This window comes from Xenorhabdus miraniensis, from assembly GCF_002632615.1.
Genome location: NZ_NITZ01000003.1, coordinates 312,019 through 335,610, shown reverse-complemented (window position 1 = coordinate 335,610; position 23,592 = coordinate 312,019). Strand labels below are relative to the sequence as shown.

20 protein-coding genes are annotated in these 23,592 nt (G+C 43.7%); 11 read left to right on the top strand and 9 right to left on the bottom strand.

The genetic code is table 11. The annotated features are described in order from the left end of the window. Positions 1 to 142 precede the first annotated feature (142 nt). The 3 genes from Xmir_RS04970 to maeB form a co-directional block, all read right to left on the bottom strand. Positions 143 to 946 (bottom strand): energy transducer TonB family protein, encoded by an 804-nt coding sequence (locus tag Xmir_RS04970; RefSeq protein WP_099113305.1) that lies wholly within the window; start codon positions 944 to 946, stop codon positions 143 to 145. 112 nt (positions 947 to 1,058) lie between these two features. Next, positions 1,059 to 1,961 (bottom strand): ChaN family lipoprotein, encoded by a 903-nt coding sequence (locus Xmir_RS04965; RefSeq protein ID WP_099113304.1) that lies wholly within the window; start codon positions 1,959 to 1,961, stop codon positions 1,059 to 1,061. Between the two features lie 153 nt (positions 1,962 to 2,114). Next, positions 2,115 to 4,394, bottom strand: a complete 2,280-nt coding sequence (gene maeB / locus Xmir_RS04960; RefSeq protein ID WP_099113303.1) for an NADP-dependent oxaloacetate-decarboxylating malate dehydrogenase — start codon at positions 4,392 to 4,394, stop codon at positions 2,115 to 2,117. A gap of 545 nt (positions 4,395 to 4,939) precedes the next feature. On the opposite strand from maeB, the gene Xmir_RS04955 reads away from it, so the two are divergent. The 5 genes from Xmir_RS04955 to Xmir_RS04935 all read left to right on the top strand — a co-directional run bounded on the left by Xmir_RS04955 (position 4,940) and on the right by Xmir_RS04935 (position 8,279). After that, positions 4,940 to 5,575: a response regulator gene (locus Xmir_RS04955; protein WP_099113302.1), complete on the top strand. Its 636-nt coding sequence runs from the start codon at positions 4,940 to 4,942 to the stop codon at positions 5,573 to 5,575. A gap of 240 nt (positions 5,576 to 5,815) precedes the next feature. After that, positions 5,816 to 6,211 (top strand): ArsC family reductase, encoded by a 396-nt coding sequence (locus tag Xmir_RS04950; RefSeq protein ID WP_099113301.1) that lies wholly within the window; start codon positions 5,816 to 5,818, stop codon positions 6,209 to 6,211. A gap of 14 nt (positions 6,212 to 6,225) precedes the next feature. Further along, positions 6,226 to 7,353, top strand: a complete 1,128-nt coding sequence (gene dapE, locus Xmir_RS04945; RefSeq protein WP_099113300.1) for a succinyl-diaminopimelate desuccinylase — start codon at positions 6,226 to 6,228, stop codon at positions 7,351 to 7,353. Continuing rightward, complete coding sequence (locus Xmir_RS04940) at positions 7,350 to 8,018, top strand: M15 family metallopeptidase (protein WP_099113299.1); 669 nt, start codon at positions 7,350 to 7,352, stop codon at positions 8,016 to 8,018. The genes dapE and Xmir_RS04940 overlap by 4 nt, the downstream gene beginning before the upstream one ends. Positions 8,019 to 8,084: 66 nt before the next feature. Continuing rightward, a complete protein-coding gene (locus Xmir_RS04935; RefSeq protein ID WP_099113343.1) occupies positions 8,085 to 8,279 on the top strand; it encodes a YpfN family protein in 195 nt (64 codons plus the stop codon). On the opposite strand, the gene Xmir_RS04930 is transcribed toward Xmir_RS04935, so the two are convergent. Both Xmir_RS04930 and Xmir_RS04925 read right to left on the bottom strand, forming a co-directional pair. Next, positions 8,224 to 10,347: a tRNA(Met) cytidine acetyltransferase TmcA gene (locus Xmir_RS04930; RefSeq protein ID WP_145956865.1), complete on the bottom strand. Its 2,124-nt coding sequence runs from the start codon at positions 10,345 to 10,347 to the stop codon at positions 8,224 to 8,226. The genes Xmir_RS04935 and Xmir_RS04930 overlap by 56 nt on opposite strands. A gap of 50 nt (positions 10,348 to 10,397) precedes the next feature. Then, on the bottom strand, positions 10,398 to 10,850 hold the full coding sequence (locus tag Xmir_RS04925; protein WP_099113298.1) for a DUF441 domain-containing protein: 453 nt from the start codon (positions 10,848 to 10,850) through the stop codon (positions 10,398 to 10,400). 414 nt (positions 10,851 to 11,264) lie between these two features. Here Xmir_RS04925 and Xmir_RS04920 point away from each other — a divergent pair, with 414 nt between their 5' ends. Further along, positions 11,265 to 11,618, top strand: coding sequence for a hypothetical protein (locus Xmir_RS04920; RefSeq protein WP_099113297.1), 354 nt, complete (start codon positions 11,265 to 11,267; stop codon positions 11,616 to 11,618). Between the two features lie 98 nt (positions 11,619 to 11,716). On the opposite strand, the gene purC is transcribed toward Xmir_RS04920, so the two are convergent. The 3 genes from purC to dapA form a co-directional block, all read right to left on the bottom strand. Continuing rightward, entirely contained in the window at positions 11,717 to 12,430 is a 714-nt protein-coding gene (gene purC, locus Xmir_RS04915) for a phosphoribosylaminoimidazolesuccinocarboxamide synthase (RefSeq protein WP_047963730.1), read from the bottom strand. A gap of 92 nt (positions 12,431 to 12,522) precedes the next feature. Further along, positions 12,523 to 13,569, bottom strand: a complete 1,047-nt coding sequence (gene bamC / locus Xmir_RS04910; protein ID WP_099113296.1) for an outer membrane protein assembly factor BamC — start codon at positions 13,567 to 13,569, stop codon at positions 12,523 to 12,525. Positions 13,570 to 13,585: 16 nt separating this feature from the next. Next, entirely contained in the window at positions 13,586 to 14,485 is a 900-nt protein-coding gene (gene dapA / locus Xmir_RS04905) for a 4-hydroxy-tetrahydrodipicolinate synthase (RefSeq protein ID WP_099113295.1), read from the bottom strand. A gap of 244 nt (positions 14,486 to 14,729) precedes the next feature. Between dapA and Xmir_RS04900 the strand changes: the two genes are divergently transcribed. After that, positions 14,730 to 15,281: a glycine cleavage system transcriptional repressor gene (locus Xmir_RS04900; protein WP_099113294.1), complete on the top strand. Its 552-nt coding sequence runs from the start codon at positions 14,730 to 14,732 to the stop codon at positions 15,279 to 15,281. A 160-nt stretch (positions 15,282 to 15,441) separates the two neighbouring features. On the opposite strand, the gene Xmir_RS04895 is transcribed toward Xmir_RS04900, so the two are convergent. Continuing rightward, positions 15,442 to 16,422 carry a helix-turn-helix transcriptional regulator gene (locus tag Xmir_RS04895; protein WP_099113293.1) on the bottom strand — a complete coding sequence of 327 codons (981 nt, stop codon included), beginning with the start codon at positions 16,420 to 16,422 and terminating at the stop codon, positions 15,442 to 15,444. A 287-nt stretch (positions 16,423 to 16,709) separates the two neighbouring features. Here Xmir_RS04895 and Xmir_RS04890 point away from each other — a divergent pair, with 287 nt between their 5' ends. From Xmir_RS04890 to Xmir_RS04875, 4 genes are read left to right on the top strand one after another with little or no spacing between them, the layout of a single operon-like run. Beyond that, entirely contained in the window at positions 16,710 to 18,713 is a 2,004-nt protein-coding gene (locus Xmir_RS04890; RefSeq protein ID WP_099113292.1) for a TonB-dependent receptor, read from the top strand. Further along, on the top strand, positions 18,710 to 20,002 hold the full coding sequence (locus Xmir_RS04885; protein ID WP_099113291.1) for an MFS transporter: 1,293 nt from the start codon (positions 18,710 to 18,712) through the stop codon (positions 20,000 to 20,002). The genes Xmir_RS04890 and Xmir_RS04885 overlap by 4 nt, the downstream gene beginning before the upstream one ends. Continuing rightward, positions 19,992 to 21,806, top strand: a complete 1,815-nt coding sequence (locus Xmir_RS04880) for an ABC transporter ATP-binding protein (protein WP_099113290.1) — start codon at positions 19,992 to 19,994, stop codon at positions 21,804 to 21,806. Before Xmir_RS04885 ends, Xmir_RS04880 begins: the two co-directional genes overlap by 11 nt. Beyond that, positions 21,793 to 23,583: an ABC transporter ATP-binding protein gene (locus Xmir_RS04875; protein WP_099113289.1), complete on the top strand. Its 1,791-nt coding sequence runs from the start codon at positions 21,793 to 21,795 to the stop codon at positions 23,581 to 23,583. The genes Xmir_RS04880 and Xmir_RS04875 overlap by 14 nt, the downstream gene beginning before the upstream one ends. The last annotated feature ends 9 nt before the right edge of the window (positions 23,584 to 23,592 follow it).

The following is a 23,592-nucleotide window of genomic DNA, read 5'->3' as shown; positions in this document are numbered from 1 at the left end:
TGGTAAAACTATGACTCAATAAACTACCACCTAGCAAAAAACCGAGCATTATTCTTTTACTGTGTGTTGTTCTTTTGGTTAGCCTTTTCGTATTCGATGAAAGTACCGTCTTATACTGTGACATGCCATCAATCCTGCGTTTTTATTGAGATAAAGAAAACTCCACTGGCAGTTCAACCGTAACCCTGCCATTGGTTAAAATAACGTCAGGTGGTGCAGGTAAAGGCTGCGCCCTTTCCAATACCATCCTTGCTTCTCTGTCCAGAGAGTTAGTCCCTGAACGTCGTGTTAACTCACTGTCAATCAAAGCTCCCAACTGATTGACAGTAAATTTCACCATTGGGCGCCCTGTTCTCTTTCTTCGCTGGGCATCTTCTGGATATTTTTTGTAGCGGTTCAAATGCCCGGTCACTTCTGCCTGCCAAACTGCTCTGGCATCGGCAATGGCATTAGAATTACTTTCATAGGATGCTGCTGTACGAATGGTTACATTATTCGCCGTTGCATTACTGGTTGTTGGTGCTGCGGTGCTGCGCGACTTTTCACTTTCCTGTTCTTCGGCTTTCACTCGCTTAACAGGCTGTGTTTTTTTCGGTGTATCTTGTTCTTTCTGTTTTTTCTTTTGCTTGTTGACTAAAAGCAAAGCATTTTCGTTAACATCCAGCTTGGGCAAATTCACTTCATCAACCTTGCTTTCCTGCTGCTTACTGGTAACAGATAGCTGCTGTTCAATGCCAATCGGCTGGTTTTGTATTTTATGTATTGCTTCTGTCTGTGTTGATAGTTCCACCATCACCGCAGGTGGAGGCAACAACTCTTCTATATCAACATCCTTTGGTTTGTAGACGAGCCAGCCTACCAACAAAGCATGGAGTGTGATCGCGGCGAGAAAGGATTTTGTCACGTGACCAGTGTGAGCATTTTGATAAGCGGTATACGTCAACATCTCTCATAGCACATTATGTCAATAATAAATGGAGATGAATGATAATCAATTCAATATATAAATGAAAACTATTTTTATTTATTAGTTATTCACATCCTTGTGATACTTAACATTATTTGGTTACTTTTTCGCTCACTTTTGGGGTAAACCAGACAAAATCAGCATAATCGTTGTTCAAAGAAACGCCTTGTTCTGCAATCACAAACACTGCCATTTTTTCATTTGGCGCTATTTTTTTCATATGCTGAGGAGCACCCATTGCTTTTACTGCGTGATATCCGCCCGCAAATAACAACGCTGGTGATGGTGCCTTGGCCAACTGTTCTGCCATTCTCTGATCACGCATTTGTTGAATTTTGCTCATCGCAGAGAGATGTTGTTCATCGATATTTCCACGATGGGAATTTTTGATGGTTTCTTCAATGCGTTTTTTAACATCATCAGAAACCAGTGAAGTTCTATCTCCGGCCCGGTGATCTTTGTACGCCTGATCGATTTCACTACGCGTCAGATTTGCCGCAAGTAATGGGTAAGGTGCTCTCATTAACTCCATCACCAAATCACCATACCATTTCCATGGCCAACCTTGATGCCATGCCAATAATGTCTGGACCCGCTCACCCCTGACAATCGGATTCCCTTGTAACCAACTTTTAACTTTATTGACTTTTTCTTGCTGGCTTGGATCAATCATCTCCAGTAAGACGGAACCGTGAGGACGTTTTTTTCCAAGTTGTTGCACCAGCCATAACTCGATCTGGTGATGGTAGGGATTGTCATGTTTTTCACCAACAACAACACGAGGATAGCTCGCCAGTTGTTCAAGCAGGTCATCAGGGGTTATAGCCTTCCCTGTTTTCATATCAAGTACTGCCCCGGATTGTATTAATTCATCAGGAAGAACTTGAAGTACCGTTTGAGGGGTATTTTGAGCATTATTTGGCGCAATGGCACAACCACCAAGTAATAACGAACAGGCCAGAAAAGTCGATTTTATGCAGGCAGATGTTTTCATATTTATTCATTATCAAAAGAAAAATTGCCCGCATATTATAGATAATGAGAATTATTTACAAATAAAAACACCCTGTTAAGCATAGACTTAACAGGGTCACTCTCTATTTTGTTCCGGCCTTATGAACAGACCAGAACAATGAATGGCTATTTTTTAGAGAGGATTGGTTTGCGCTTCAACCGCCGCCAATGCCACCATATTCACGATACGACGCACGGAAGCAATCGGTGTCAAAATATGGATAGGTTTTGCTACTCCCATCAGGACCGGGCCTACAGTTACCCCATCCGAGCCAGTGACACGCAGTAAGTTATAGCTGATACGGGCAGCTTCCATATTTGGCATGATCAACAAATTCGCAGAACCTTTCAGCGGGCTGTCCGGCATGATATCGCGGCGAATACTTTCCATCAGTGCAGCATCGCCGTGCATTTCACCATCAATTTCAAGGGATGGGGCTATTTGCTGAACCAATTCCAGTGTCTTACGCATTTTTCGCGCAGAATCACAATCAGCAGAACCAAAACTTGAGCGTGACAATAGCGCTACTTTAGGTTCAATACCGAAACGACGGATGGTTTCAGCCGCCATCAATGTGATTTCTGCCAGTTCTTCCGGGCTTGGATCTTCATTGACATAAGTATCGGCAATAAACGTATTCCCCGTTGGCAACATCAGGGCATTCATGGCGCCTGCGGTATGTACTCCCTGACGGAAGCCAAAGACATCTTTCACCACTCGATAATGCTCGCTGTAGCTGCCCACAGTACCGCAAATCAGGCCATCGGCTTCGCCACGATGCACCATGATTGCACCGATCAAGGTTGGATCACCAATCACTGCGCGACGGGCCTGCTCCTGAGACACGCCACGACGTTTCATCATCTGGTAATATTCTTGCCAGTATTCTTTGAAACGCGGGTCATTCTCGTTGTTCACGACTTCGAAATCTTTCCCGGCTTCGATATGCAGACCTTGTTTTTTAATCCGCATTTCAATAACGCTAGGGCGGCCAATCAGAATAGGGAACGCCAACCCAAGAGAAACCAGTTCTTGTGTGGCATGTAATACGCGGATATCTTCCCCTTCTGCCAGTACAATGCGTTTTTTCTCTTTTTTAGCTTGAGAGAAAATTGGCTTCATGAATAAGTTGGTTTTATAGACAAACTCATTGAGTTTCTCAATATATGCCCCGAAATCGGTAATAGGCCGTGTTGCAACACCAGATTCCATCGCTGCTTTCGCCACTGCCGGAGCAATTTTTACAATCAGGCGAGGATCAAAGGGTTTTGGAATAATGTAATCAGGGCCAAAGAACAGGTCTTGATCACCATAGGCAGAAGCCACTTCCTGACTTTGTTCCGCCAGTGCCAAATCTGCAATAGCGCGGACACAGGCGAGTTTCATTTCTTCATTGATGGTTGTCGCCCCAACATCCAATGCGCCACGGAAAATAAAGGGGAAGCAAAGAACGTTGTTCACCTGATTAGGGAAATCAGAGCGGCCAGTACAGATAATGGCGTCAGGGCGAACAGCTTTTGCCAGTGGTGGCAGAATTTCCGGCTCCGGGTTGGCTAATGCCATAATAAGCGGATCTTTCGCCATGGTTTTTACCATGTCTTGTGTCAATACACCCGGCCCAGAGCAGCCGAGGAAAATATCAGCATTAGGGATCACATCTGCCAATGTACGGCTGCCATTATCCTCAATAGCATAGTCTGCTTTGGTTTTTTCCATATTCTCTTCGCGACCACGATAGATAACCCCTTTCGAGTCACAAACGACAATATTTTCACGTTTCAATCCCAAAGCCACCAGCAAGTTCATGCAGGCAATCGAGGCAGCGCCAGCACCCGATACCACCATGCGCACATTGCTAATATCTTTGCTAACCACCCGCAAGCCATTCAATACCGCTGCGGTACAGATAATTGCCGTTCCGTGTTGATCATCGTGGAATACAGGAATGTTCATTCGCTCACGGAGTTTTTGCTCAATATAGAAGCACTCCGGCGCTTTAATATCTTCAAGGTTAATGCCACCGAAAGTCGGTTCCAGAGCCGCAATGATATCAATCAATTTATCAGGGTTGGACTCATCAACTTCGATGTCAAAAACATCAATGCCAGAGAATTTCTTGAACAGAACGCCCTTACCTTCCATAACAGGTTTACCGGCTAATGCACCGATATTACCCAACCCTAAGACAGCACTCCCATTGGAGATAACCGCAACAAGATTACCACGAGCAGTATATTTGTAAGCCGCCAAAGGATCTGCTGCTATTTCAAGGCAAGGAGCCGCAACACCCGGCGAGTATGCCAGCGCCAAATCACGTTGAGTTGTCAGTGGCTTAGTCGGAGTAACCGTGATTTTTCCCGGCTGTGGAAACTCGTGAAAATCAAGCGCACTTTGTTTTAGTTTTTCGTCCATCATCAGATCCTTTACGCGTCATATCGAAGTGAAAATCTGCTCAGTATAATAGTTACGGAAAGTTAAATCATGATGTCAGCAGCATTATTTTATTCTTGCCCAAAAACCAAAGATCAAAAAGCAGGCTAATAATGATTTTATGTTAACCAGCATTATATAGACATTATCCTAGAGATACCTATAGAGAGGTATTTTATCTTCAATTAACGGACTGATAAATTAATTAAAGAAGTATTTTAAAGTCAGCATTTAAAATAAGTTTACAAAAACAAAAAATAATCTATAAAATATTAGCCCAAATTTATTTGGAAAATTATTAGCAATTAAGGAAACGCATTTCTTATGAAAGTGAATCTTATTTCACCTGAATGGTTAAACCTGTTTGCGATATTTCTAATTTTATATCAGGATATATTTTCAGAATCTCATTAAAGATGATTCAATATACTCCATAAGAATCACACAGCAATTTAACATAAAGCAGAACTCTGTCTTTTATGTTTTATTAAACATAATAATCTGCATTTCTATATGGGAGAAAGAACATGCACAATCATTCGGTCATGATAGTTGATGATCATCCTATCATCCGTCACGGCTTAAAAGGGTTGATTGAATTAGAGCGGGAACTCATCGTAACGGCTGAAACTGACAATGGTGAAGATGCGATTAATATCGCTTGTCAGATAAAACCAGACATTATTTTGATGGATCTGAAAATTCACGGCCTTTCAGGGGTTGATACGATTAAATCCCTTCGTCGCAAAGGCCTTGATTCGTATATTTTGGTACTTTCCGATTCTGATCATCGTGGTGATATTTATGATGCGGTTGATGCCGGTGCAAATGGCTATTTATTAAAAGGCACTGAGCTTGTTCCTCTGTTGAACAACATAAAAAAAGCCGCCGATGGTCATGCGGTGTTCAGTGAAAAAGTTTATCAATATTTATCTACCCGCCATCTTTATGTCGACCCATTATCAAAATTAACCAAGCGTGAGTTAGATGTCTTAAAAGAAATTTCAGAAGGAATGACAAATAAAGAAATTGCTGACTTCCTTTTTATTTCAGAAGAGACAGTGAAAGTACATACCCGTAACCTATTGAAAAAACTTAAATCCCGCTCCCGTCTCGAAGCCACTATCATTTATCTAAAACATAGGAAAACAGAGTTCATCTAACATTGGATTCTTTCTCCACCTCTCCATTATAAAACACAATTTCCCTAAGTTTTGTCAGCAGGGAAATTGTGAGTTATCAAGAAAAGCAAATTAATTTAAAAGTGAATTAATTTCCAACATAATAAACACAGGTATTATTTATTTGGTTTACTATTTCAATTGGGCCTTATCTCTGTCTGGATAAAATCCCAAATTTCCCGCATTATGTCGGCTACGTTAAACAAAACCAAGGATCTCATCATGTCGGATACCACTTCTCATAAAGCATTCACTCTCTACGGTATCAAAAACTGCGATACCATAAAAAAAGCGCGTCGCTGGCTAGAAGACCAAGAGATCCCCTATCAATTTCATGACTATCGCGTTGATGGTTTATCTCCTGAGCTACTCCAGGCATTTATTGAACAAGTCGGCTGGGAGCCTTTGCTGAATACTCGTGGTACAACTTGGCGAAAGTTGTCTGATGAGCAAAAAGCTGCCATTAATAATACAGAGGCTGCTCAAGCACTCATGCTAGAACAACCCGCAATCATAAAACGGCCTCTCTTGATCTCAAAAACGGCAGCTTCAACAATAGAAAAGTGTTTAATCGGTTTCAAGGCCGAACAGTATCAACAATTTTTCTCGCATGACTAGATAAGGATCTCATCATGAGTTGTCCAGTAATTGATCTTGCTCAGCAGTTAATTCAGCGCCCTTCCGTCAGTCCTGATGATCAAGGCTGTCAGGAGCTTCTCATTCAGCGTCTGCAAAACATCGGTTTTACGATAGAGCGAATGCCTTTTGGTGATACTTTGAATTTCTGGGCTTATCGTGGAACGGGAGAAACTTTTGCCTTTGCTGGACATACCGATGTTGTTCCTGCTGGTGATACATCACAATGGCAAACACCTCCTTTTGAACCTGCTATCCGCGATGGGATGCTTTATGGCCGTGGTGCCGCAGATATGAAAGGTTCTCTGGCTGCTATGGTTGTGGCTGCTGAACGTTTCGTCGAGGAGTATCCTGCCCATAAAGGCCGCCTTGCTTTTCTAATCACCTCTGATGAAGAAGCCAAAGCAATAAATGGTACCGTCAAAGTCGTTGAAGCATTAATGTCCCGCCATGAGCGCCTGGATTACTGCCTGATAGGAGAACCTTCCAGCCAGCAACGTCTGGGAGATATGATCAAGAATGGACGGAGAGGCTCGTTAACTGCCAACCTGACTATTTTGGGTACTCAAGGCCATGTCGCCTATCCTCAATTGGCTGATAACCCTATTCATCGTTCACAACCCTTTTTACAAGAACTGGTTAATACAAGGTGGGATAACGGAAATGAGTTTTTCCCTGCCACAAGCATGCAAGTCGCTAATATTCAGGCAGGAACCGGTAGCAATAACGTTATTCCGGGCAAACTGTGGGTTCAATTCAATTTCCGTTTCAGTACCGAATTAACAGACGTTGCAATCCGCCAACAAGTAGAAGATATGCTGAAAAGGCATAATCTGAAATACGAACTTGAATGGTGGTTATCGGGCCAGCCTTTCCTGACCAGTAAAGGTGTCCTCGTTGATGCGGCAGTTGAATCGGTTGCTCATTATTGCGGATATAAACCGGAGCTATCAACGAGTGGCGGTACATCCGATGGGCGTTTTATTGCCAAAATGGGCGCTCAGGTTGTGGAGCTGGGGCCCATTAATGCGACTATTCATAAAACGAATGAATGCGTCAAGGTGACGGATTTACAGGAGTTAAGCCTGATTTATCAACGTATCATGGAGAAATTAATCAAATGATGACACCTGAAATGTTGACTGGCTTGTCCACAGATCATTTGGTAACCCTTGCTGGCAATCACCGTTTGCAGTTCAATGCCACCAAAGCATTTCTTGCCATGCAGAAAGATGCAGTTAAGGCAGGATTTAAGCTACAACCTGCCAGTTCATTCCGTGATTTCACACGTCAGCAAACCATCTGGAATGAAAAATTTCGCGGTCAACGTCCGGTATTAGATGATCATAGCCAACCTCTTAACATTTCAGAGATGAGCGAAGGTGAGCTTTGTGAAGCCATTCTCCGTTGGTCAGCTTTGCCGGGAGCGAGCCGTCATCATTGGGGCACCGAACTGGATGTGTATGATCCGTTCCTGCTGCCGCAAGGTAAAAAATTATTGCTGGAACCCTGGGAATATGAAGACGGAGGCTACTTTGAGCCATTGACTCATTGGCTGACAGAAAACATGTCGCATTATGATTTCTATCGCCCGTATATTCGCCATGATGCTGGCGTAGCTTATGAGCCATGGCATATCAGTTATTGGCCTATATCCCATGAGGCTGAACAATTGTTCGATGGGAACGTGCTACTGAACGCTTGGCAAGGTCGTGACATTGCCGGCATCGACTGGTTAAGAACCAATCTGTCTTATTTATTTGAAAAATATATCAAAATAGCGGATTAGAAAAATAACCAATCAGGCTCCAAGAGCCTTATGGAGGAGGCTCTTAATATCTTGGGAGGAAATACAATGTATTGGCTGATAGATTATTGGTGGGTTATTCTGTTAGTGCTCGCTGGCATTATCATTAATGCGGTAAAAGCGCTGAGGCGTGTCGACCAAAAATATTTTTTAGATAACAAGCCAAAATTACCGCCCCATCGGGATTTTAACGATCAATGGGATGACGAGGACGATTGGCCTCAACAGAATCGCAAGAAATAACCCAATCTCGCCACTGATTGGCAAGCATTTCATCTATGCTTGCCAAAGCGTGAGCCGTCTCTTCCCGCCAAAGTTTTAATAACGCCTTGCGTCCACTTAACGATAAATCGTGTGCACACTGTTCAATATCTGTCTGCTGCTGAAGATGTTTTCTTAATCCGGGCAAAGCCAAATCACTCGTCAACAATAATCTCTGTAATGCAAAATAAGAGGCGGACAAGGAACGATGAGCAAATGCAAAACCAGCCAACTCCTGCCAGTCACTGGCATTGAGCCGTTCATCGTTATCGTGCTCAATCGGCAAGGCAAAGCCAAGTAACAACGCCAATCCACTGGCATCACGAGATAATTGTTGCTGTGCCAATTGAGCAAAACGTTTACCTTGCCCGCTCAACGGTAAGATCGCCATTGCTGTATAACAACCACTGCTCGCTTCCCGATGGGTTCCCATTCTGACCAGCCGAAAACCACATTTTTGCCAAAGTGCCCAAAGCTCGACGGTATAGCCAAAACTGACAGAAAGAAAATCCAATTTGTGTTTTCTCGCTTCCTGACACTGATGAGCTATCAAATGTTGTGCAATGCCACGGCGGCGATATTGTGCTTGCACGGCAATACGGCTAATTCTCTGTGATCGCATAACCGCAGCTTGTGGAAATCCGCCGTGAGCTGCCAAGGATTGAGCGACCAGATTTCCCCTCGGGCGACGCCTTCCTGCCCATATTTCGTGTGCAAGTATTTGTGATAAACCACCTTCATTCACCAACCACATTGCTCCAACCAATCGGGGTTCATTCACTGCTAAACCAGACATGGCAGACAAAAATGTCATCCCATTGCCATCCAACAATCGGCGTAAATCAAGGGGCGATGTGCGATAATGTGCGCTGGTCAATAACCCATAGAATTGACGCAATAATGCGGGTTGTTGTAACCACATGGGTTGTTCAATAGGGTAAAGGCGCAGATCTTTTTCAATATTAAAGTGAGCTGGTGGCTCATTAAGCTGTAATCTATCATTAAATAATAGCGCGCTATCCAACCAGGATTCCAACGGATCATTTTCAGCCCAGCGCATTGGTGTTTTCAATTCACGAACATGGCAATCAGGCAGGGCAGCACAGAGCTTTAACAAAAAACCACGCCCGGTTCCCTCATATCCCTGAACCGTTGAAGTTAACAACACTCGAGGAAAGTGGCGGATCAATTCGGCCAATTGTGGTGTTGGGATCGCCGCTGCTTCATCAATCAATAACCAATCAGCGTCATTTTTATTTCCCGGTCCATCCTTTTTCAATCGACAATACTTCAATAAATTATCTACCGCCCAGAATGGCATCTCTTGCTCTGAAATACCGGAGTAACATCGAATGACTTCTGTTGTGATTTTTGCGGGTGCACACAGCCAACACGTACCTTGCCAATGCCGTACCAACATTCCGGCCAGAGCAGACTTTCCTCGTCCGCGTGGGGCAGTGATTACCCAAACTCCGCCTGATGACTGCAACAATTCTTCAAGAAGCATTTGCTGACTAACCGTTGGATTTCCATCAGGCATCTGCCACAAGCCAGTCTGACGCAATGGTTGTAATTGAAGGGGAGTATCTTGTTGCCAGAGTAATACGTCAGGACAGGAGAGGAGCTGCCGCTGGATATGCCGGATAAAATTAGGTGTCGGGATGACTCCCGCCGATTCATTCCAGCGAATACTGTCTGTATCAGGCCATTCTGCCCATTGTGACCAAACGGGTACACGCATCACCAGCCAACTGCCTGCTTTTAACGTGCCTGCCAATATTGCCAATGCTTCAGCGTTAAAACCATTCGTTGCATCAAAAACGCCATGCAAAAATTCACGTCCAAGTAAACTAACCGCTTTCGTTGGCTCGATAGCATCAGGCCCACAAGATGAAACTGTTAACCAATCTCCTTGAAATTGTTCTTTTAGTTGTCTAACAATCCATTCACTCCATTGAGGGTTACCACTCAATACCACTAAGCAGCGCTGCCCTTGTTGTTGCATCTGTGTCTGCAACACGTCCCATGCACTATCCAACATAACTATCATTCAACATAATTATCATCCAACATAATTATCCCAGCGTAGTCGCTAAGTGATCATGATTTGCCAATCATGATTGACAGAATACCGGCAGCAATCAACGGCCCGACAGGAACGCCTCTAAACAGAGCAACGCCCAATACGGTACCAACCAATAACCCTGCGACGGTTGAAGGCTGGCCGGACATTAAAGCAACACCCCGGCTTCCTAACCATGAAACCAAGATACCAACAGCAATCGCCAGCAGGGATTTCCAATTCAAGAAAGAGCTGAAGATTTCCTGTGCAGAGATTTTTCCACTTGCGATAGGCGCCATGACTCCAATAGTCAGAATCAAGACACCTATCGTCAAACCGTGTTTTTCCACCCAAGGAAAAAATTGACTCAATGGTGTAATGCGAACGACTAGCAGAAATAACATGGCAAGTGTCACTGTCATGTTATGACTGATAATACCAAGCCCTGCTAACACGAGCAAAATCAGCAAAGTAGGATCAATATGGTCCATAAATATTTATTTCCCAGAAAATAACATTTGATTATTTTTAAATCAGAAAACAATGAGTTGATTATATTAAAACCAGAAAATATGTATTCTGGCACCGGCAGGATAATAACTTAAAATTTCTGCACTTACTTAAAATTATTCATATTCACTAAATTGGGTAAATGGTATATCGACGCGTAGTTTGTTAACATTCTTGCTTAAATAATAACATTAATAAATAATTACCCATCCAAATCAAGGTGAAACTTTGTTTCTTGGTAGCGGAAAATATTACAACGTGGGCAATTTATTCATAACGTCAGTAACAAGCCGGCCTTATTGTGCTTTACTGATAAACACCAACATTTTTATCAAGGTGAATGCAGAAAGGTTGTAAGGAATGCCTTGCAAACAGGAAGCGTTCGTATAAACGATATGAGAAGACTGACATTCTTTATTTTAATCTGTATTTCCTTAGCGGGTTGTACAACACAATGGGTACCTGCAACAAGTAGTCCTACTCCTTTTAATGAAGCGACTACAGAATGCAATCAATTGGCATTGAGACTGTTTCCTGTAAAAAATGAAGTTGCCCAAAGATCAGAACTCAGGACAGTACGACAGCCCTGTGCGAATGGAAGCCAATGCGGGAAAGACGGTTATTACACTCAGAGTATTCCCATGACTGAAAGCTATGTGATCGATGTTAATCAGAGTTCAAGAAACAACACCTATAATAATTGCATGCAGCAAAAAGGCTGGAAGCAGAAAATCAAATACCTGCTTTAACGTTGACTAAAGGCACAAGATGATGACAGGATGCCCTTGAAATTAGTAAGGGCATCCTTTTATTTTAAGCAATATTCTTTAAGTAATCGTTTGCGTCATTAATCCAAAATAACGCCAATACGATGTGCAACCTCTTCATACGCTTCAATCAAACCACCAAGGCTCTGACGGAAGCGGTCTTTGTCCATTTTATCCATTGTTTGTTGATCCCACAGACGGCTGCCATCCGGTGAAAATTCATCACCCAATACGACTTTGCCTTTGAACAGACCAAACTCCAATTTGAAATCCACCAGAATCAAGCCGGCATCATCAAACAGCTTACTCAGTACTTCATTGGCCTTGTAACTCAGGCGTTTCATTTCAGACAAGTGTTCTTTGCTAACCCACCCAAATGTTTCACAGTAGGATTCATTGACCATCGGATCATGTTTAGCATCGTCTTTCAAGAACAGGTCAAACAGTGGCGGATTAAGTACCATCCCCTCTTCTACCCCAAGACGTTTCACCAGAGAGCCCGCAGCCCGGTTACGAATAACACACTCAACAGGCACCATATCCAGCTTTTTCACTAAGGATTCATTATCTGACAGAAGTTGTTCCATTTGCGTCGGAATGCCCGCTGCTTCGAGTTTATTCATAATGAAATGATTGAACTTATTATTTACCATTCCCTTACGATCAAACTGTTCAATGCGTTCACCATCCAATGCTGATGTATCATTACGGAATTCCAGTACAAGCAGGTCAGGATTATCAGTGGCGTACACTGTTTTTGCTTTTCCACGATACAACTCAGCTTTTTTCTGCATCTTATACTCCAGAAATGTGACTTCTTTAAACGTAAAAAATTAAACGAAAAATTTCACCCAAAAATTAAAGGGACCCAAGGCCCCTTTAAATATTACTTACTTGTGGATTTGCTGAATACGGCTTCCAGCACAGCCACCAATTGATCATTTTCAGATTGAGTCAGCGGCTTACCTTTTTCGCTGATAAATTGCAGGCTGCTTCGGTTATCCAAATCACCTACCTGTAGCTTGTAATTTCCTTCGCTGATAGAAGGCGCTTCTACACCCAATGCTTTCCAGTTAGAAGAACTGAGACCTTTGTAAGTTACGGCTATCGCTCCTGTAGAACGAGTACGATCCGTCACTTGCATACCTACACTTTCTAATGTGTACGGCAATCTGTTCCAGACGACATTGTATGGCGCACGAACAATAATTCTTGGTAATCCGGTATTATCGCTACCGCTCTGTACGGATAACGCACCCGAATCTTTGGCACTATTTTGACTTGACTCTTCCTGCTGCTGACTTAAATCACTCGCTAATTCATTAAGCATCAATACCGTGTAACGTTGAATTTCTACCGGATCGGTGACTTCCTTTTCGCCCAGTTTCAATCCCTCATTGGAAACAGACAGGGCTGTTTGATAACCTTGCTGGGTAACCGAGATACGGTAACGCCCCTGATAAGGAATATTTTCATCTGCCCGTGCCCATGTAATCCAATCAGTTGTCAACGTTTGTGCAGCATCATCTTTCTGACTGATATGATAACCTTTCTTCGTCAACAGATTGTTTACCTGTGACCACAACTTGCTGTATTCCGGGTTATTTTCAAGCAACAATTTACTGCTTTTTGCGCTATTTTCAATGCGGGACCCCGTCAGTAACGCAAGGGCCTGCAATGGCGGGCGAATATCCAGGTTTTTACCCACTGCACTTGTTGAAACCACTGCCGGAACATTATATTCACTGTTTTGCAACGGCAATATCATTCCCGCAGGGATATTCAGTGCTTTCAACGGGGGAGTTTCGAGATAAGATTCATCCCCGCTTACCTGACGTTTATAGCGCTGATCGCTGGAGCAGGCTGCCAAAAAAACTACCAATGACAGTCCAGCAACCTTCATGACCTTCGATTTTTGCAATAATGTTGCCATTAAAATTCCCTAAAATTTACAGTAATCCAGCTATTTTCAAGGCGTTACCAACTGAAATTTGCCCTTCCTGCGTTAGCGGAATCATTGGCAAACGCAGAGTATCATCAGTAATCAACCCCAATTGACGGCAGGCCCACTTGGCTGGCGTCGGGCTGGGTTCAACAAATAATTGATGATGCAATTCCATTAACTGGCTGTTCAAGCCACGGGCTGTCAAAAATTCGCCCTGCTCAGCCAATTCACATATCCGTGCCATTTCTGCCGCTGCAACGTTCGCTGTCACAGAAATAACCCCTCTTCCACCAAGCTGCATGAAATCGACAAAGCTTACATCATCACCACTCAGCAAAATGAAATTTTCATCATTAACCAATGCTTGGATTTGACTGACACGACTTAAGTTCCCCGTCGCTTCCTTAATTGCAACAATATTTTCCAATTTCGCCAAACGGGCAACCGTCGATGGCAGTAAATCACATCCGGTACGAGATGGCACATTATACAGAATTTGTGGTAAGTCGGTATTCTCAGCTATCGCCTTATAATGCAGATATAAGCCTTCCTGTGACGGCCTATTATAATAAGGTGTCACAGACAGGCAACCCGCAACGCCTGTGTTTTCGAAACGGCCAGTCAGTGAAATGGCTTCTGCCGTAGCATTTGCGCCTGTTCCGGCAATCACAGGTATACGCCCATCAGCCACTTCTAACGTTGTCAGTACGACTTCAACGTGCTCATCGTGACTAAGTGTTGCACACTCCCCCGTTGTACCAACAGACACAATCGCAGATGTACCACTGGCGATATGATAATCAACTAATTTTTTCAAACTGGCCTTATCAATCTGACCAGTTGAATTCATCGGAGTTATCAATGCAACTATACTGCCTGTAAAATCAGAGTGATTGCTTACCATTGCCATTTCCCCTTAATTAAAACCTTAAACTGCAAAGTGAGAAGTTCATGGTACTTCCTTGTTATACAGAAGAAAACTCCTTACACACTCGATTTCAATGAATTTTGTTAATACCAAGTGTAGTCGATTAAACAGAGATTATAATCGTGCTTCCCCAACAAATGCGATTGACCTTCTCTTGATCATTTTTTATGTTTAGGCAACAACACAGCAGACACCTATTACAATTAAAAGGAAAATCGCTTTGCCAACATCAGAACAACATTTTTTAGTGATCACAGCTTTGGGTACGGATCGTCCCGGCATTGTCAATACTATCACCCGTCTTGTCAGTACATGCGGTTGTAATATTGAAGATAGCCGTCTGGCAATGTTTGGCGAAGAATTTACTTTTATCATGTTGCTGTCTGGTAGCTGGAATGCCATTGCCCTGATAGAGTCAACTTTGCCGCAAAAAGGCGCAGCGCTTGAATTACTCATTGTGATGAAACGTACCCGATGTGGTATCCAGACAAAATTTCCTTCGACCATTACCGTCAAAGTAGATATCGATGATTCACCAGGCATTGTTGAACGTTTTACCAGCCTGTTTACCGCTCAAAATCTTAATATCGCTGAACTGGTCTCAAAAACCCATCCCGCTGAAGGAAATAACTCTGCCCGCCTGGAAATCCAAATTACAGGTCATCACCCATTGAGTGACAATGGTACGATATTTAAAGAAACGTTTTATCAACTATGTAAAGAATTAAATGCACAAGGCAGTATTATCGTACAAAATCATCTAAATGTTTAAAAAAGAGACGATTGATTGCTCTTTAAAAGCCCGATAAAGTTCTTCACCTTATATCCCTCGTCCGCATTGGGTGAGGGTTTATGGCGTTTTCCGCTAAATGTTTTCCAAATAAAGGCATCAGCATAAAAGTATCAACACATTAATCTCACAGCCGGAACTTTTACTGACTTTCCGCTGCAACATGCTCTGTCAGTAATGAGTGATTCACCGCATACTTCACTTGCCATGCTTTTGGGTTGATCAAATAATGTTGCCGGAAACGTTTAGAAAAGTGGCTTGGACTGGAATAACCCACTGCGGCAGCAACCTCAATGACACTCATTCCTTTCTTCAATAAATCCTCCGCCGTGGTCATACGAACATTTTCCAGATATTGATGGAAAGTACGAAAGACAACTGCACGGAACCCTTCTTTTAATTTCCGTTCATTCAAACCAACGGCTTTTGATAACGATTTTATTGTCCAAGGGTAATGATAGTCGCTGTTAATTATTTTTATTGCATTGTAAACAGCCCGGCGCTGCAAGCCATTAATTACACTATATTGGCAATCATAAATTTGAGCTGTTACACAAGCGAGTATTTCTAACGCCTTTGCCTTTAAATACACCTTCCTGACACTACCATTTAATTGACATTCCTCTATCTGATTGACTATCTGCATAAATGGTGGGTAGATAGGACGGGCCATCATTAAGGCATCACTATAGCTGACATTTTTTTCAAAACCCGCCGTTAATTTGGCAAAGGATGGCAATTCCTGAGCTTCAATTTCGTTCAGAGAAAAACGGATATCGAGAATATGCCATGTCCCGCAGCCAAAGAAATTCATGCCACGTGTCATTTTAGGCGAATAAAAAAGTATCATTGTTCCCGGATTAATATCTAAAACATCGCCGTTCTCAATCGCCATTTTTCCTTTTCCACTCAGAACAAAAGCAATTGATACCGTCGGTGGTCCTTCGCAATATTCTGTGAAATCTTTATTGAGCTCTAGACGAATCCGGTTTATGTGAATTCCGTCAGATAATTCCTCAGTGAGCAATGAAGGATTTGTATTATTTCCCTCCACTGGTGAGTGCATAAAATTGCAATGGCCAGCAGAGAAAACTCTCAATTTCTCGCTATAGATCGTCTTCATGAGATCCCCTGTAAAATTAGCATCAGAAACTATTTCAGAAGCAATTTACACTGTAAAAACAACATGTTGTGTATAAAAAAGCATTATGCTTTTATTTTATATATATATTACATAATGTAAATATAACGCAACTTATCATTAATGATAATCATTATCAATAGTACGCATTGCGCTACTTTTGTCCCTATCCCGTTAGCTCTACTTTTCTACTCTCGATAGTCTCCTTTATATGTTTTTGTTTTACGCACTGTAAAACATGATTTGGAAGGGCTTTGAAGAGTACTGATATGAAAAAGAAATATGCTAAAGCATCTGTCTTATGTTGCCTGATTTCACCTGTGGCTTGGGCGGAACATTCACCCGAAGCTAAAGAAGATGTTTTGATCGTAACAGCTAATAAACGAGAAGAAGCACTAAATAAAATTGACAGCAGTGTTTTGGTTAAAACTGGCGAAGAACTTGAGCAAGCGGGCATTACCCAAGTACAGGATCTTGAGCGGGCTTTCTCAGGCTTGCAAATCCGCTCCCGCGGTAACCGAGCCTATTCTGCAACCACAATTCGGGGTATCAGCTCACCCGATTACTATTCACCTTCCGTTCGAATTTATGTTGATGGCGTTCCCCAAGATCACCAGTTTCTGACACAAGAATTAATCAATGTAGAACGCGTAGAATTATTACGTGGCCCTCAAGGCACATTATATGGCGGGAACGCCCAGGCAGGGGTTATCAATATTATTACCCGTTCCCCAAAAGAAGGCCCTTGGCTTAACCTTTCCGGTAATTATTCTAAGCTGAAACAGGGAGGTTCTTTCAGCGGATCAATTCCTCTTATTGACGACATTCTTTATGGTAGTGCCAGTCTGCGCTGGGTAAAAGAGCCCGGACAAATTGATGCCCCAAATCGTGGCGACAAAAATATTGACTCCAGCAAAACCTGGCTCGGTAAAGGGCAATTGACATTTGCTCCAGAAGATTCCCCTTTCAGTGCTGAACTTAGCTTTGCCCATGAAGATCTTAATTCACACGAAGAGCTTTATTTAACCGACGAACAATTCCGTCGGAAAGAATACGATGGCCCTATTCCTGATCTAACGCGTCGGGTTAACAGTTATGCACTGAAAGCTGAATATGATTTCGGCGATCATTCATTAACCAGTGTCACTTCCTATCAGGAGCGCGATCTTTCCCGTAATTTCATCGGGGGTAAATGGAAAGAGAAACACCACGCGACAACCCAAGAGCTGCGCCTGAAATCCAGCTATTCAAATGGAATTACCAGTGTTCTCGGTGGCTGGTTTTCTGATGAAAATAATAAACACCATATCGGCGGCTATGCCGGTTACTATGGCGCTGCCTCTAACACAATAAAAGCAAAATCACTGGCACTGTTTGGTGAAGTTAAATTACCGGTTGCTTCTCAATGGGATCTGACGCTTGGCGGTCGTTTGTCACATGAAAAATCGCAGATAGCCTATGCAGGCCGTTCCGGCGTGATGGCGATTGACGCTTTTAATAACCAAGTTTCCAACAATGAATTCACACCTAAGGCGGCTCTGGGTTGGCAGTTGACACCAGATAACCGTCTCTATGTTTCGGCAACTAAAGGTTATAAACCTGGCGGGTTCAATAACATTGTTTCTGCCGCCAATGATAGGAAGCCTTACGATACCGAAACCTCAGACAATTATGAACTCGGCTGGCATACGTCGTTCTTTGATAATGCGATGACGTTAAACAGTGCTGTTTATTACATTCGCTCTAAAGACAAACAGATTTATGTTGGCCCTGTTGGTATGCAGTCCATTCGCAATGCTGGCAAAGCGGAAAGTAAAGGTATTGAGCTGAGCAGCCAGATTAGGCCAATACAAGGACTCAGAATTTCGCTTGGTGGTAATGTCGGTAAATCCAATTTCACTCATGCGACCGATACAACAGCTGGCATCAGTTATAACGGTAAACGCCTGCCTTACGCACCCGATGTCATGCTCAATGCAAGTTTCGATTACCTGATTGATCAAACATTATTACCCGGAAATCTCTATTTAAATGCCGGTGCCCGCCACTATTCAAAAAGCTACTTTAATGAAGCGAATACCCTTGAACAAGGAGCATATACCCTCTATGACGCTGCATTAAGTCTGGAAATGGCCCATGGCGTCAGTGTAAAACTCTATGGCGAAAATCTGGGTAACAAAAAGTACCGTGTTTCTGGTTTCCAACTAGGAAACAATATGTACATGATCAGTAAGGGCTTGAATGTCGGGCTGGATGTGAGCGTTGCATTATGACGAACAATACCTCGACGGACAATACCTCGGCAAACAATACCTCGACGGACAATCTCTTACCCCCTCGTTATATCTCGTTGCTACTTCTGACTTTGGCTGGTGTTTACACCATCCAAAGCACCATCGGTATGTTTACGTTACAAAGCATGCCTGCATTTCTGCGCAGCCACGGTGTCACCCCGGATAAGATAGGGTTACTTTATCTGTTGATGTTACCTTGGGCGTTCAAATTTCTCTGGGCTCCTATTGTAGAACGCTATCGCAAATCAGGCTTGGGGGATACCAATCCCCGCCGCATCATGCTCTGCGGTAATCTGTTAATTGCCCTGCTTTTTGGTTCGATATCATTGGCAAAACCTGCCGAACATATGCCGCTGATTATCGCGGCTCTGTTTCTGATTACACTTGTCCTGACCGTAGTCGATACCACCACTGATGGTCATGCTATCGATCGGTTATCACCACAGCATCGCCCCTGGAGCAATGTCATGCAGGTTGGGGGAAGTTATCTGGGCGCCATTATCGGCAGCGGCCTGTTTCTATATCTTACTTCACTGTATGGCTGGCATATCGGTGCAGGCATGTTAGTCATCGTGATCCTATTGATGTCACTGCCTATTTTGTTCATTCGAGGATCTCAGGAAAAGAAAGAGCCGGGTGTTGCAAAAGCTTCGGTAAAACCATCCCTAAAGAATGCTTTACGCCGTACTCCGGTTAAACAGGCACTGGTTTTAATACTGCTATGTATGATTGGTACCCGCCTGTCACTTGGCATGTTTTCCCCATTTTTGGTCGATCGTGGAGTCGATTTAACCCAACTTGGCATCATTGCTGCCAGTGGTGGTGCATTAGCCGGATTATCCGGTGTCCTGCTTGGCGGCATCATTGTACGTAAATCAGGCGCCATTCAAACATTATTGGGCCTCATGCTGCTTGAATGTATGGTACTGGTTGGTATTTTCTGGCTTGCCCAACAACCAGAAGCTCCCCTATCCCTGCTCTCAGCTGCATACGTCTTCATCACGTTAATCACCGCTGCCAAATTTGTTGCCTTGTATACCCAGATGATGTCTCTGGCAGCAAGCGCACAATCTGGTGTGGATTTTGCGTTGATGCAATCCGCAGATATGAGCATTGCAATCATCTGTTCAATGGCAGGTGGACTGATTGTGACCAAAGCAAGCTACGCCTCCCTTTTCGCTCTTGCATCGTTCTTCACCCTCGCAGGCCTGTTCTGGACATTACACAAGCGCCGCGATTTCCAAAAGGAAAACTTATATGCTCAGTAATGACTCTTCTGCTCAGAGCTCACCAGAGCAGCGCGCTGCTGATGCCGGTGTCATTAAAGAGTTGTGGAATCTGATGAGCCCATATCGCACCCTGAGTTACGTTGCTATTGCACTTGCTATTGTTTCCGCAGGGCTGCAAATACTACCGGCAGCGGTTGCCGGGCTGATTACCCAATCTATCTATGACGGGCAATATGACACGTTACTGAGTTACGGCATCATGTTATTGGGTTTCACTTTTGCCGCCATGTTGACGTTCAGTGGTTCGACGTTTGTTGCTCATTTGATTGCCGCCGATGTTCAGGCTGATGTTCGTCGTAACATCAGCAATAAGTTGAAATCCGTTCCTTTAGGCTTCTTCATGCTGACTGACAGCACTGAAATAAAGAAGATGATGTTAGATGACGTCGAACAGCTTGAGGATGGTATTGCCCATATTATTCCAGAAATGTCAGCAACCTTGTTTGGTCCACTGATCGCATTGAGTGTCATGTTGGCCATTGATTGGCGATTGGCATTAGCGGCATTCGCCCCAACTTTGGGAGCTTGTTTATTATTCATCTATATTCAGATGAAAGTTCAAACTACCACTCAGCGCTTTTATGCAGCCCAAAACCGTATCGCTTCAACAATGGGTGAAGTGATAAATGCCATTCCGGTGGTGAAAACTTATTCAGGCGGCAAGGTTGCACTACAGCGAGCCGAAGATGCTTTTACCGCCCTGACACGGGTTATTGATGTTTGGATTGAGAAAGTGCAGGTCAAATCCAGTCGGTTTTTTGTGTTGTCCAGCGCTAATCTGTTGTTTGTACTTCCTTTGGCAGTCTGGTTATTTAACCGACAAGAAATCGCTTTATTTGAGTTCACTTTCTTTATTCTGGCTGCTATGGCATTCGGCAATATTGCCTCATCCATGTTTGCTGTAATGACCCGTTTACAACAACAAGAGGCGTTGATCACACGTTATCGTTGGTTAATGAATCAACCTGAACTCGCGCCATGTACTCAGAGCCAAACGCCTGCCGATCATAGTGTTACGCTGCATAACGTCAGTTTCACCTATCAAAACGAACAGGATAATGTCTTAAATAACATCTCGTTTTCTGTACCTGCCGGAAGTTCACTGGCCCTGGTGGGCGCCAGTGGTTCGGGTAAATCCACGGTAGCCAACCTGATTGCCCGTCTTTGGGACCCGCAACAAGGTAAAATTACTGTTGGTGGGATTGATATTCGCAACATGGATGAACCAACCCTGCGCAATAACATCTCTTTTGTTTTCCAACGGGTATTTCTGTTCAACGATACGATAGCCAATAACATACGACTGGCCCGTCCTGATGCTTCACAAGCTGAAGTTGAAGCAGCGGCCACCGCAGCACAAGCACATCAATTTATCCAACAGTTACCACAAGGCTACAACACCGTGCTGAACAACGGTATCAGCTTATCTGTGGGGGAAAAACAGCGTATCGCCGTTGCCGCAGCTATCCTGAAAAATGCGCCAATTCTTGTCTTGGATGAAGCCACAGCCTATGCCGACCCAGAATGTGAAAAAGAGATGCAACAAGCACTTAATGCGCTTTGTCACACTGAGACAGGCCGCAATAAAACCGTGATTGTTATTGCCCATCGGCTGCCAACTATCCGTCATCTTGATCAAATGCTGGTCTTGGATCAAGGACAAATCATTGAGCAAGGAACCCATGATGAACTGGTCACACAGCAAGGCGCATACGCCAGACAATGGGCAGCTTGGCGGGGAGAAGATACCGAAACAGGAGTAAATTATCATGGGATTATTTAATCGCCTCCAGCAACATCTGTCACCAAAACTACAACGGGTTTGGTTCAGCGGGTTGTTATATAAGCAACTTGATACCATAGCGATTATTGCTCAACTTGCTATCGCAGCTTGGGCCATCACTCATCTGGGAGAAACTTATCAGAAGGAAAGTGGCAACGATATGCTGCCACTTATTACACTGACGTTATTGGTTATTTTATTATTGCTGCGGTTCGCTTTTATGAGTCGCGCATTACGTAAGCTCACCATTACTGCTTATGGACTAGGTATAGAAATTCGTCGTTCTTTGCTACAACGACTGGTTAATATGTCTGTAGCAACAATTCGGGGATTGAGTGCCGGAAAAATAGCACTGACACTATCTGAAGATGTGCAATGGCAGGAAAATCAATCAGCCTATACCACCCCACAGATAGTCTGTCAGATTATAATGCTGACCCTCATCTATCTGGCTTTATTCTGGTTTGATTGGGTTGTTGCTGGCAGTGCACTATTGGTATTGATGGTTGGGTTACTCATTCTGGGCGCTATTCGTCAAAAGCTAAATGAGATACTGCGTCGACGGGCAGTTATGATGGCTGGCGTATCCGAAGCGATCGTAGAGTATGCACAAGGCATGGCCTTTATCCGTGCAGCAGCGACTACGACAACGGTAGAACAACGTTTTGACCAGGAAATTGAACAATTACGTGTCGCATTCCGTCGTGGAATATTCAAAAGCATACCGCTACTGAGCCTGTTTTACATCATTATTGATACTAGCGTGGTCGTTGGCATTCTGGCTGGTGCCCTGCGCTTTAATACACCGGGAGCACTCACTCTCCCAGAAATGCTCACCACTATTCTTCTGCTGTTTGCCACGATTACCCCTCTGCGCGGGATTATTCCCCTGATCAATGTGACTGCCCTGACCCAAGTCGGCGAAACACATATTGCAGAGATAGAGGCTGTCGCAACGCAAGTTTCCGGGCCATTAGCCGCTCCCGCCAAATATGATGTTGAAGTGGACAATATCTCATTTAGCTACCCTGGAACTAGCCAGCCGGCTATTCAAAATGTTTCATTTTATGCGCCACAAGGCAGTATGACCGCCATTGTAGGGCCAAGCGGCAGTGGTAAATCCACACTGGCCTATTTATTGCTCTCTTTCTATCAACTGGATAAAGGTGAGATCCGTCTGGGTGGAAACCCTGTCCATCATTACCAGACTCAGGCACTGTATGACACCGTTACAATGGTGTTCCAGGAAACGGCACTATTTCAGGATACTGTCGCTAATAATCTCCGTTTGGGTGATCCGAATGCGACTCAGTTGGAACTGGAAAAGGCTGCACGTCTTGCCAATATTCACGATACGATTATGGCATTACCACAAGGGTACGATACACCTTTGGGTGTGGATGGCGGTACGCTGTCTGGCGGTGAGCGCCAGCGCCTTGCCATTGCCCGCGCTCTTCTAAAACAATCTCCTGTTTTATTCCTTGATGAAGCCACAGCTTCACTGGACCCCGAAAATGAGCAATTGATACAAGAAGCGTTTGATTCTCTTACGCAGAATAAAACCGTCTTTGTCATTGCCCATCGGTTAAGCACGATAGTCCGCGCTGATCAAATATTGGTAATGGATCATGGAACTCTTTGTGATAGCGGTACCCATGACGAATTACTAAGACGTTGTCCACTTTACCAATCTCTTTGGAAAAATCACCTTGGTTCAGAAGAGCATTGGCATTTACACCCCAAAATACACCCCAAAATACACCCGAATAAAGTGTGATCCACCCAT